Source organism: Streptomyces thermospinosisporus (assembly GCF_039526425.1).
GTDB lineage: Bacteria > Actinomycetota > Actinomycetes > Streptomycetales > Streptomycetaceae > Streptomyces > Streptomyces thermocarboxydovorans.
Genome location: NZ_BAAAIZ010000098.1, coordinates 7,096 through 18,706 on the forward strand (window position 1 = coordinate 7,096; position 11,611 = coordinate 18,706).

At 73.0% G+C, this 11,611-nt stretch carries 8 protein-coding genes and 1 pseudogene; 2 read left to right on the forward strand and 7 right to left on the reverse strand.

The window, feature by feature from the left end; genetic code table 11:
- A pseudogene (locus ABD207_RS27100) lies at positions 1–380 on the reverse strand (cell division protein PerM); the annotation flags it as partial.
- A gap of 105 nt (positions 381–485) precedes the next feature.
- On the opposite strand from ABD207_RS27100, the gene ABD207_RS27105 reads away from it, so the two are divergent.
- The gene (locus ABD207_RS27105) at positions 486–1,655 is read left to right on the forward strand and encodes a sigma factor-like helix-turn-helix DNA-binding protein (protein WP_344015808.1); all 1,170 of its coding nucleotides are present in this window, start codon (positions 486–488) and stop codon (positions 1,653–1,655) included.
- 179 nt (positions 1,656–1,834) lie between these two features.
- On the opposite strand, the gene sucD is transcribed toward ABD207_RS27105, so the two are convergent.
- The 6 genes from sucD to ABD207_RS27135 form a co-directional block, all read right to left on the reverse strand.
- Entirely contained in the window at positions 1,835–2,719 is an 885-nt protein-coding gene (gene sucD / locus ABD207_RS27110) for a succinate--CoA ligase subunit alpha (RefSeq protein WP_167993691.1), read from the reverse strand.
- A gap of 21 nt (positions 2,720–2,740) precedes the next feature.
- On the reverse strand, positions 2,741–3,922 hold the full coding sequence (sucC, locus tag ABD207_RS27115; RefSeq protein ID WP_344015809.1) for an ADP-forming succinate--CoA ligase subunit beta: 1,182 nt from the start codon (positions 3,920–3,922) through the stop codon (positions 2,741–2,743).
- A gap of 779 nt (positions 3,923–4,701) precedes the next feature.
- Positions 4,702–6,018, reverse strand: coding sequence for a hypothetical protein (locus ABD207_RS27120; RefSeq protein WP_344015810.1), 1,317 nt, complete (start codon positions 6,016–6,018; stop codon positions 4,702–4,704).
- Positions 6,019–6,150: 132 nt separating this feature from the next.
- Positions 6,151–7,317: a vWA domain-containing protein gene (locus ABD207_RS27125; RefSeq protein ID WP_344015811.1), complete on the reverse strand. Its 1,167-nt coding sequence runs from the start codon at positions 7,315–7,317 to the stop codon at positions 6,151–6,153.
- A 105-nt stretch (positions 7,318–7,422) separates the two neighbouring features.
- A complete protein-coding gene (locus tag ABD207_RS27130) occupies positions 7,423–9,891 on the reverse strand; it encodes a DUF5682 family protein (RefSeq protein WP_344015812.1) in 2,469 nt (822 codons plus the stop codon).
- Entirely contained in the window at positions 9,888–11,039 is a 1,152-nt protein-coding gene (locus ABD207_RS27135; protein WP_344015814.1) for an ATP-binding protein, read from the reverse strand. The genes ABD207_RS27130 and ABD207_RS27135 overlap by 4 nt, the downstream gene beginning before the upstream one ends.
- 132 nt (positions 11,040–11,171) lie before the next feature.
- Between ABD207_RS27135 and ABD207_RS27140 the strand changes: the two genes are divergently transcribed.
- Positions 11,172–11,611, forward strand: a 440-nt coding sequence (locus ABD207_RS27140) for an SWIM zinc finger family protein (protein ID WP_344015815.1), incomplete at its 3' end; no start/stop codon positions are given.

Consider the following 11,611-nt stretch of genomic DNA (forward strand, 5'->3'; position numbering starts at 1 on the left):
ACCCCCGCCCGGTGCAGCAGCCACAGCGGCAGGGCGAGCAGCAGCAGCGGCGGGACGCCCATGGGGGCGGGCGGGCCGAAGAGGGTGTCGGTGCGGACGAGGTCCGCACCGTGCGCCAGCAGCCACAACGCCGCCGCGATGTGCAGGGCGCCGTCGGGGCCGCTGTCGGGATAGGGCGAGCTGATCCACAGCAGCATCACCGGCACCGCGAGGGCGGCCAGTCCCAGCACCGCGGCGAGGGCGCCGCCGAGCAGGCCGGCGGCCAGTCCGGGGCGGCGGTCGCGCAGCCGGGCGAGCAGGTCGGAGCCGGGCCCTGCCGGCCGGGCACGCAGGGCGGTACGCGTCGAGCGGCGAGCGGTCGCATGGATCACGCCCGCCATGCTCCCAACGACACGCGCTTTCCCGTCGTAACAGCAGAAGCACCGTAGTGTCGCTCAATATACGTTTATGTACTTTTTCGCGCGAAGAGGAACCCGGTGAGGCCGGTGAAGCGCAGCTCGGACACCCCCCTCGCCGAACCGAAGGAACGCCGACGCCTGTGCGAGGCGGCCTCGCTGACACAGGCTCAGCTCGCCGAACGGCTGGGCGTCCGCGACGAGACGGTGCGCACTTGGGAGTCCGGCCGCAAGGCGCCACGCGGCCGGAAGAGGGAGGCGTACGCGAAGCTGCTGGCCTCGCTGGAGCAGGGCGGTGATTCCCTGAAGGAGTCTCTGAAGGCCGAGGAGAAGGCCCTGGTGACGGTGCGTCTGGGCGAACCCGCCGACGAGGGGGCGGGTGCAGGGAAGGGGACGGTCTCCCCCGAGCCCGCCAGGTTCGCCCAGGCACCGCCCACGCCCCCCGGCGCGGAAGACCGCCCGTACCTGACCCCGGCTCAGGCCTTCGACGCGCTCTACGCCTTCTGCGCACCCGCGCTCGTCCGGCAGACCTATCTGCTGACGGGGCGTCGCGAACTGGCCCGGGAGTCGGTGGAGCGGGCCTTCCAACTGGCCTGGGACCGCTGGCCCGAGGTAGCCCGCGACCCGGAACCGGCCGGCTGGGTGCGGGCGGCGGCGCACGAGTGGGCGCTGTCGCCCTGGCACCGCTTCCGCCCCCGCTACCACAAGCCCGAACCCCCGCCCGCGAACGACGCCGACCGCGTTCTGCTGGACACCCTGCTGCGCCTGCCGCCGCCCCAGCGGCGCACCCTGCTGCTGTACGACGGCGTCGGGCTGGACCTGCCCGAGACGGCCGCGGAGACGGAGGCGAGCACGCCCGCGGCGGCGCACCGGCTGATGCATGCGCGCGAGGCCGTCGCCGCCCGGCTGCCGGAGCTGTCCGATCCCGAGCTGCTGCACGAACGGCTGGCCGAAGTGGCCTCGGCCGAGCGGCTGCGGGCCGCCAAGCCGGACGAGGTGCGCGAGGGCAGCGAGCGCCGCGCCCGGTTCTGGACCCGGTCCGCCATCGCGTTCACGGTCGCCCTGATCGGCACCACGGCCCTCACCCTGCACACCGCCCCGACGCACTACGAGCCGCCGGTGCCGCCCGGTGAGACGGTCCGGGGGGTGCCGCCGCGGGTGGCTCCGGGGCCGCTGTCGGAGAAGGAGCGCAGGCTCCGCGCCAAGCTGCGCAAGGAGCTGCTGCACGGGCCGGAGCGGCTGACGCCGCGAGCCGAGTGAGCCAGAGACGTACGGCGACAAGGGCCCAGAGGCGTACACAGCGACAAGGGCCCAGAGGCGTACTGCGACAAGGGGTCCGAGAAAACAGAAGCCCGAGTGAGCAGATGGCGTGAAAAGCGGTGGGCCCGCCCCGGGGAGGGGCGGGCCCAGCCGTCTGTCCGACGATGGGTCGGCCAGGCTCAGCCGGCGAGGATCTCGCGCGCCAGCTTGGCGGTCTCGGTGGGCGTCTTGCCGACCTTGACGCCGGCGGCCTCGAGGGCCTCCTTCTTCGCCTGGGCGGTGCCGGAGGAGCCGGAGACGATGGCGCCGGCGTGGCCCATGGTCTTGCCCTCGGGCGCGGTGAAGCCCGCGACGTAGCCGACGACCGGCTTGGTCACGTTCTCCTTGATGAAGGCCGCGGCCCGCTCCTCGGCGTCGCCGCCGATCTCACCGATCATGACGATCAGGTCGGTGTCGGGGTCGTCCTGGAACGCCTTCAGCGCGTCGATGTGGGTGGTGCCGATGATCGGGTCACCGCCGATGCCGACGCAGGTGGAGAAGCCGATGTCACGCAGCTCGTACATCATCTGGTACGTCAGCGTGCCGGACTTGGACACCAGGCCGATGCGGCCCGGCTTGGTGATGTCGGCCGGGATGATGCCGGCGTTCGACTGACCGGGGGTGATCAGGCCGGGGCAGTTCGGGCCGATGATGCGGGTCTTGTTGCCCTTCTTGCCGGCGTAGGCCCAGAAGGCGGCGGTGTCGTGCACCGCGATGCCCTCGGTGATGACGACCGCGAGCGGGATCTCGGCGTCGATGGCCTCGACGACCGCGTCCTTGGTGAACTTCTCCGGGACGAAGATGACCGTGACGTCGGCACCGGTCTTCTCGATGGCCTCCTTGACGGAACCGAAGACCGGGATCTCGGTGCCGTCGAAGTCGACCGAGGTGCCCGCCTTGCGCGGGTTGACGCCGCCGACGATGTTGGTGCCGGACGCCAGCATGCGCTTGGTGTGCTTCTGGCCCTCGGAGCCGGTCATGCCCTGGACGATGACCTTGGATTCCTTGGTGAGGAAGATAGCCATGGTGTTCTGTGACCTCGTCCCTTACTTCGCGGCAGCAGCCAGCTCGGCGGCCTTGTCGGCCGCGCCGTCCATGGTGTCCACGCGCTGAACCAGCGGGTGGTTGCGGTCGTCGAGGATCTTCCGGCCAAGCTCGGCGTTGTTGCCGTCGAGGCGCACGACCAGCGGCTTGGTGACCTCTTCGCCCTTGCTCTCGAGGAGGTCCAGGGCCTGCACGATGCCGTTGGCGACGGCGTCGCAGGCGGTGATGCCGCCGAAGACGTTGACGAAGACGGACTTGACGTCCGGGTCGCCCAGGATGATCTCCAGGCCGTTCGCCATGACCTCCGCGGAGGCACCGCCACCGATGTCGAGGAAGTTGGCGGGCTTGACGCCGTTGTGGGCCTCACCGGCGTAGGCGACGACGTCCAGGGTGCTCATCACGAGACCCGCGCCGTTGCCGATGATGCCGACCTCGCCGTCCAGCTTGACGTAGTTGAGGTTCTTCTCCTTGGCGGCGGCCTCGAGCGGGTTGGCCGCCGCCTTGTCCCGGAGCTCCTCGAACTCGGGGTGGCGGAACTCGGCGTTGTCGTCCAGGGAGACCTTGCCGTCCAGGGCGATCACATCGCCGGAGGCGACCTTGGCCAGCGGGTTGACCTCGACGAGGAGGGCGTCCTCCTTGATGAAGACGTCCCACAGCTTGACGAGGACGTCAGCCACCTTGTCGGCCACGTCGGCCGGGAACTTCGCCGCGGCGACGATCTCCTGCGCCTTGGCGCGGTCCACACCGTCGATGGCGTCGATCGCGATCTTGGCGACGGCCTCCGGGCGGGAGGCGGCCACCTCCTCGATCTCCATGCCGCCCTCGACGGAGGCGATGGAGAGGAAGGTGCGGTTCGCACGGTCGAGGAGGAAGGAGACGTAGTACTCCTCGACGATCTCGGGGGCCGTCTCGGCGATCATCACCTTGTGGACCGTGTGGCCCTTGATGTCCATGCCGAGGATGTTGGTGGCGTGCTCGACCGCCTCGTCGGGGGTGGCGGCGAGCTTCACACCGCCGGCCTTGCCACGGCCGCCGACCTTCACCTGGGCCTTGACGACGGACTTGCCACCCAGGCGCTCAGTGGCTGCGCGGGCCGCCTCAGGCGTGTCGATGACTTCACCGGCCAGCACCGGTACATCGTGCTTGGCGAAGAGGTCCCTCGCCTGGTACTCGAACAGGTCCACGCGCTTCCGTCCCTATCAGTGATCTCGCGGTTCGTTGGATGCGTGGGCGTGCCGCGAAGGGCAACGTGACGTCCGCTCTGTCACAGGGGAGGCGCACACGGTGTCCGAGCGCGCGGCATGTCCGTCTCGCAGGTTATCCCCGCTCGGCGGGCACCTCTAAATCGCGGGTCACACGTGAGCGGTGATACCTGTCACATGATGCCGCAATCACCGACACGCCGTGCCTTCAGGTTACGAACAGGTTAGGGGCCTCACCGGGCTGGGGTTCAGGTTAGGGGCCTCACCGGGCTGGGGTTGACCCGGTGAGGCCCGTGGAGCACCCGGAGCGGGCACGAAGGCCCGGTTCTCCGGGGTGCGGGAGCTCGGTCCCCACCCCAATGGGGACCGGCCCCCGGTCCACGGGGATGACGACCGGACGCGCCGATGGCTTTCGGCCGTCCGAGGCTTCATGCCCCGTGGAAGATCTTCTTACCCGTGAGTCAGGTCGGTGTGCAGGGGTCGGTGTGCAGGGGTCGGACATGGTGCGTTGTCCGGCGCTTGGGCGGCCCCGTGCCGCTCGTTCGTCGGTGGCGGACAGCTGCCGGAGGGGGATGGCCGGGGCGGGAGCCGAGCCCCCTGCGGTGCTCCTCCTGGTTGCGGAGGCAGAGGGAAGCCACGCGGCTCGGTCAGAAGGAAGCCACGCGGCTCGGCGAGGCGACGGAGGACCCCGCCCGGCCTCCTCGGGACAGCCGGCGGACCCCGGCGGATTCCCGGCACGGGAGAGCTGCCGCCCGCAGGAACTACGCGGGCGGTACGGGAACGTCCTCGTAACGGTCGCGCGTCTCAGACGCGCCGGCATACGCCTTGGCACCGGGCGCGAGGACGGGCTGCGGCCGGTAGGGGTGGGCGGCGACCGCCTGCAGGTCGCCGGAGCGCGACTGGCCGTGGTCGCCGGCCGAACGGCCGCCCTGCGATCCGTCCGGCCGGTCGCCCGGCACGCCCGGGAACGGCACCGGAACGGCACCACCGGCACCGTCCGCCATGACGGCCTCGCTGCCGTCCGCCCGCGCGGGGGCGGAACCGGGGCTGATGTCGAGCCCGGCGGTGATGTCGGTGAGCGCAGGCTTCGGGCCGTGCACTGCGGTGGAAGGCGTGACTGCCGCCTGCTTCCCGGTCCGGTCGCCGGAGTTGGACACGTTGCCGGCGGCCGGAAGTGCGGAGCTACTGCCCGGCTCCGGGCTCCGCCCCGACTCGGGCGCGGGCGTCTGTCCGGTCTCGGGTGCGAGCGGTGCGGGCAGGGTGCGCTGAGGGGCCTCCAGGTCTCCCGGAATCCCGGGCAGCGGTTCGGGGTCGGTCAGGCCGGGCAGCACCGGAAGCGACGGGAGATCCGGCAGATCCGGCAGCTTCGGCAGCTCGGGCAGCGGCTGCACGTCCGGCAGCTGAACGCGGGGCAGCTCAGGAAGTCGCGGCAACTCGGGCAACTGCACGCGCGGCAGCTCCGGCAGCGCGGGTACGTTCCGGCTCACACCGGCCGGCTCACCCACGGACTTCCCCGTCAGTCCGCCGACCGTCTTCCCGGCCATGTCGCCGGCCGTCTTCCCGGCCCCATCGCCGGCCGTCTTCCCGACCCCATCGCCGACGGTCTTACCGGCAACATCACCGATGGTCTTGCCGACCCTGTGGTCAGCCGCCTGCCCCGCCGTACCGCCGACGGCCGTCCTCACCTCACCGGCGGCACTCCTCGCCACATCGCCGACGGCATCCCGCACCGGCTTCGCGAACGGCTCCTCGACCGGCTCCTCGACCGCCCTCACGGTCCGCTCGACGACGGCCCGGACTGGCCCAGGACTCTCGTCGCCGGAGTCCGTCTGCGCACCCCCCGTGCCACTCGACCCGGTGAGCACCGACCCGGCGTCGGAGACGACCCCGGCGGCAAGGGAGTCCTGCGGCATGGGCGCGGGCTCGGCGGCGCGCGCACGCTCCCCGCACAGCACGCCCAGGACGAACACCGTGCCCGCCAGCAGCACGACCCGCCACGCCCAGTGCAGCGCACGCGACCGTGCCGCCACGCGCATCGCGCGCATCGCGGCCCCGGGCACCACTGCCGGCCAGGTCAAGAGGGGCACCTCACGCGTCCGATTTCCGTTCGAACGGCGCCGATCCTCGCACGGGGGTCGGGAGGCCGCGCAAGCCCCCTGTTCCCGATGGCCGGTCATGTCCCCTTTGACCGGCCTCCGTTCGTGCCGGGTTCACGCCGTGTCCGGTATCGGCAGCGGCCGCTTCTCGATCGCCGCCGCCATCACCTCCGGGAACAGGTCCGGCGTGCAGGCGAAGGCCGGCGAGCCCAGTGCGGCGAGCGCCGCCGCATGCTCGCGGTCGTAGGCGGGCGCGCCCTCGTCGGACAGCGCGAGCAGCGTCACGAACTGCACTCCCGACGCCTTCATCGCCGCCACCCGCTTGAGCATCTCCTCCCGTATGCCGCCCTCGTAGAGGTCGCTGATCAACACGACCACCGTCTCGGTCGGGCGGCTGATCTGCGACTGGCAGTACGCCAGGGCCCGGTTGATGTCCGTGCCGCCGCCGAGCTGGGTGCCGAACAGCACGTCCACCGGGTCGTCCAGCTGGTCGGTCAGATCGACGACCGCCGTGTCGAACACGACGAGCCGCGTGCTGATCGACCGCATGGAGGCGAGCACCGCCCCGAACACCGAGGCGTGGACGACCGATGCCGCCATGGACCCGGACTGGTCGATGCAGAGCACCACCTCCTTCTTCACCGAGCGGGAGGCCCGGCCGTAGCCGACCAGCCGCTCCGGCACGACCGTGCCGTACTCGGGCAGGTAGTGCTTGAGATTGGCGGCGATGGTGCGGTTCCAGTCGATGTCGTGATGGCGGGGCCGGCTGACGCGGGCGCTGCGGTCCAGGGCGCCGGTGAGGGTCGCCCGGGTGCGGGTGGCCAGCCGCTGCTCCAGCTCCTCGACGACCTTGCGCACCACCGCCCGCGCGGTCTCCTTCGTCGTCTCCGGCATGGCCTTGTGGAGCGACAGCAGGGTGCCCACCAGGTGGACGTCGGCCTCGACCGCCTCCAGCATCTCCGGCTCCAGCAGCAGGGTGGCGAGCCCGAGCCGGTCGATGGCGTCGCGCTGCATCACCTGCACGACGGAGGAGGGGAAGTAGGTCCGGATGTCGCCGAGCCAGCGTGCCACCGACGGCGCCGACGCCCCGAGGCCCGCCGAGCGGTCCTTCCCCGACCGTGCCGCCCGGTCGTCCTTGCCGTAGAGCGCGGCCAGTGCCCCGTCCATCGCCGCGTCCCGCCCGGACAGCACGTGTCCCGTGCCGTCCGCCGCGTCCCCGCCGAGCACCAGTCGCCAGCGCCGCAGCCGCTCCCGCGCCGGATCCGTCACCTCGGTCCCCATCCGTGCCTGCGCCTCCCCCGTCCGTTCCGTCCCCGTCATCCCGCCACCGCCGCCGTCCGTTCCGTCCCCGTCATCCCGCCACCGCCGCCGTCCGTTCCGTCCCCGTCATCCCGCCACCGCCGCCGCGCGGGCGTCCGCCGCCCGTCCGTCTCCCGCCGGCTCGTCCCCGTCCTGTCCCAGCAGCAGCCGTACGACCGGCAGCACCGCGTCCGCCCGCGCCGCGTCGAGGTCGCCGGCGAAGCCGGGGACGCCGGCGGCCGACGGGCTCCCCCGCCTGCCCGGGCCGCGCCGGACCAGTTCGCCGAGGGTGCGCCGCACGCCCGCCTCGTACGCCGAGAACGTCCGGCGCAGCAGCGGCAGCACGTCCGTGAACGCCTCCGCCGGAACTCCCGTGAGCCAGCGGTCGACCAGTCCCAGCAACTGCTCGTCGTGGACGAGGAGCAGACCTCCCCCGGAGCCGCCGACGAAGCCCTCGATCCAGGCCGCCGCGTCCGCCGGGGGTGTGCCGGGCGACAGCACCAGCCCCATCAGCCGTGCCGCCTCGTCCTGTGCCAGCTCCCCGTCGTCCAGCAGCAGCCGCACCGCGCGTCCGCGGATGACGCCGGGCACGGTGTCCCGGCCGGACAGGGTGCGCAGCACCGACCGCCAGCGGGACCGCAGGTCCGCGTGTCCCGGCGGCGCGGCGTCCTCCAGGAGGCCCACCGCCCCGTGCACCGCGTCGAGATGGCGCCGCATCTCGTCGGCGGCGTCCGCGTCCAGCGCCGCGCAGGCCGGGGGCAGGCCGACGAAGATCCGCTCGGCGAGCCCGGCCGCGACTCCGGCCAGTGCCCCGGTGTCCGTGCCGCGCACGTCCCCGTACCGCAGGGAGCGGACGAGCGCGGGCAGGGCCTGCGCGAGATGGGCGACGTCCGTGTCCAGGGCCGCGCGGTCGGCGAGTATCCGCATCACCGTGGGCAGTGCGTCCGGCAGTTCGGCCAGCAGGCAGCGCTCGGCGAGCCCGGTGACATCGGCGAGGCCCGGTGCGGACACGGCGTCGGACTCCGCCTTGGCGGTCGCGGCGGACCGTACGGTGGTGCCCCAGACGCCGGCCTCGGCGACCCGCACCGACAGCTCCGGCTCCCAGCACAGCCGCCAGGTCTCCCGGAAGGTGCCGGTGCTTCCGCGCGAGACCGCGGGCTCTCCCCAGGCGACGCCCAGCAGCCGCAGCCGGTGCAGCAGCCTGCTGCGGCCCGCGTCGGTCTCCTTGCGCAGGTCGAGCTCCAGCTCCCGTTCCCGCGCCTCCGGTTTCAGCCGCAGCCGGCGCTGGGCCCGCTCGAGGTCGCGCTGCAGCGGCACCGCGGGCGCCGCCGCCGGCACCCGGCCCAGCTCGTCACCGACGACCAGCCGGTCGTGCACCAGCGCCAGCGGCACGTCCGAGCCCTCGCACATCACCGCCCGTATCGCGTCGGTGGTCTCGCTCAGCCCGGGCAGCGGCCGCCCGCGCAGCGCGGCGAGCGTCTCCGCCAGCCGTACGGCCTCGATCACATGCGCGGAGGAGACCAGCCGGTCCTCGGCCCGCAGCAGCCCCGCCACCTTGGTCATCCACCGCTCCACCGGCCGGTCCCGGGCGGCGAAGAGATGCCCGTACCAGCCCGGCGAGTCGATCCCGGCGCCGTAGCCGCTTGCGCGGGCCAGTCTGCGGTTGGTCCAAGGCACCCAGGTCATGTCCGTCTTCACCTTGGGCAGACCCTTCAGCAGGGCGCGGTCGGCGGTGACGGTGGACCTCCGCCGCAGCGCGGGCACGTGCCAGGCCCCGCACACCACGGCCACCGCGGCACCGAACTCCCGCTGCGCGGCCCGCAACTGAAGCCTCATGTACGCCTCGCGCACCAGGTCGCAGTCGTGCCCGCCGCTTCCGTGGGCCTCGCGCAGCGCCGTCATGGCCTCCTCGAGCGCGGTGAACGGAGCGAGCGCGTCCCCCTTCCCCACGCCCCGGTGCTCGACGACGTCCTCCCACCACCGCTCGGCGTCGTCGTACCCGGCGGTCCCGGCGAGCACCCCGAGCGGATCGATCCGCACGCCGTCGGCCGGTCGTCCGCCCTCACCCGGGCCGGATCCGCCATGCTCACCGTCTCTGTTCCCGGCGCCCCCGTTACCGTCACCGGCGGCGGGGTCGGCGTCCGCATCGGGCGCGGCGGTCTCCTCCTGCCCGTGGGTCTCGTCCTGCCCCCGCTGCCAGGCCAGCGAGTGTGCGGCAGGCAGGTCGATGAAGCGGGCCGGGACCTCGTGCTCCAGGGCCCAGCGGATCGCGACCCACTCCGGGGAGAACTCCGCCAGCGGCCAGAACGCCGAACGGCCGGGCTCGTCCACGGCATGGGCGAGCAGGGCGACCGGCGGTCGCATGTCCTCGTCCGCGGCCAGCGGGATCAGGGCGTCCGCCTCGGGCGGTCCCTCGATCAGCACCGCCCTCGGCCGGGCCTCGTCCAGCGCGGCCCCCACCGCCCGCGCCGACCCCGGCCCGTGGTGCCGCACGCCCAGCAGCAGCGGCTCCGCCGTCAACCGCCCGCCGCTCGGCCGCTCTTCACGAACCGTCATGCACTGACCTCCCGGCAGGCCCGGTAGAAGTCGGCCCAGCCGTCCCGTTCGCGGACGACCATCTCCAGGTACTCCTGCCAGATCACCCGGTCCGCCGCCGGATCGCGGACCACCGCGCCGAGAATGCCCGCCGCGACGTCTCCGGCCCGGAGCACGCCGTCGCCGAAGTGGGCGGCCAGCGCGAGGCCGTTGGTGACGACCGAGATCGCCTCGGCCGTGGACAGGGTGCCGCTGGGCGTCTTCAGCTTGGTGCGGCCGTCGACGGTGACCCCGTTGCGCAACTCGCGGAAGACCGTGACCACACGGCGGATCTCGTCGATGCCGTCGGGCACCGCCGGCAGGTCGAGGGAGCGGCCGATCTGGTCCACCCGGCGCGAGACGATGGCGACCTCCGCCTCGGGCGTCTCCGGCAGCGGCAGCACCACGGTGTTGAAGCGCCGGCGCAGGGCGCTGGACAGGTCGTTGACGCCGCGGTCGCGGTCGTTGGCCGTGGCGATCAGGTTGAAGCCGCGGACCGCCTGGACCTCCTCGCCCAGCTCCGGTATCGGCAGTGTCTTCTCGGACAGGATCGTGATGAGCGTGTCCTGCACATCGGCGGGGATCCGGGTCAGCTCCTCGACGCGGGCCGTCATGCCCTGCGCCATGGCCCGCATCACCGGGCTGGGCACGAGGGCGTCGCGGCTGGGGCCGTGGGCGAGCAGCTGGGCGTAGTTCCAGCCGTAGCGGATGGCCTCCTCGGGCGTGCCGGCGGTGCCCTGCACCAGCAGGGTGGAGTCGCCGCTGACCGCCGCGGCCAGGTGCTCGGAGACCCAGGTCTTGGCGGTGCCGGGCACGCCGAGCAGCAGCAGCGCCCGGTCGGTGGCGAGGGTGGTGACGGCGACCTCGACGATGCGGCGGGGGCCCACGTACTTCGGTGTGATCACCGTGCCGTCGGGCAGGGTGCCGCCGAGGAGGTAGGTGGCCACGGCCCACGGCGACAGCTTCCAGCGCGCGGGACGCGGGCGGTCGTCCTGCGCGGCCAGCGCGGCCAGTTCGTCGGCGAAGGCGTCCTCGGCGTGCGGCCGCAGCGCTTGCGCCGCGCCCGCGGGTGCGGACACGGAGCCGTTCTCGCTCGGGTCGACGGACGTCGGTGCTACGGGCGCGGACATGGCTGAGTCCCCCTCCAGCTCGGCCGGTTCGGATCTGCCATCAACCGTGCACCACACCACTGACAATCGCTCTGACCTGCATAAATGCCGCGTCCGAGCCGATTGTCAGTGGCGGGATCTAGTTTCGGGAGCATGACTTCGCAGGGGGTCCGCTGGACCGCGGATCAGGTGCTGGCGCTGGCACCTGACACCGCGTCACGCAAGGCGGGAAGCAGACTGGGCGCGGCCGGGCCGTGGACCGAGGCCGGCAGCTCCGGCGACGGCACGCTGTGGGGGCTGTGCAAGGGCAGCGGCAGAACGCCGTACCGGACGGCGGTGGACCTCGCGGACGCCTCCGGGCCCGCGTACAAGTGCAGTTGCCCCAGCCGGAAGTTCCCGTGCAAGCACGCGCTCGGCCTGCTGCTGCTCTGGGCGGGCGAGGACGGCGCGGTGCCGCGGGGCGAGGCGCCCGAGTGGGCGCGGGAGTGGATCGCGGGCCGGCGCCGGCGCGCGGAGAGCGCACGGGCGGCAGCCGCTCCCTCGGGGGCTCCGGCCGGGTCCGCCGATCCGGAGGCGGCCCGGCGCAGGGCGGT

What these genes read in the sequence shown, in the direction of transcription:
- sucD (WP_167993691.1), bottom strand. Translation starts at nt 2,719, where the DNA reads ATGGCTATCTTCCTCACCAAGGAATCCAAGGTCATCGTCCAGGGCATG.
- ABD207_RS27125 (WP_344015811.1), bottom strand. Translation starts at nt 7,317, where the DNA reads ATGGGGACCGAGGTGACGGATCCGGCGCGGGAGCGGCTGCGGCGCTGG.
- ABD207_RS27130 (WP_344015812.1), bottom strand. Translation starts at nt 9,891, where the DNA reads ATGACGGTTCGTGAAGAGCGGCCGAGCGGCGGGCGGTTGACGGCGGAG.
- ABD207_RS27135 (WP_344015814.1), bottom strand. Translation starts at nt 11,039, where the DNA reads ATGTCCGCGCCCGTAGCACCGACGTCCGTCGACCCGAGCGAGAACGGC.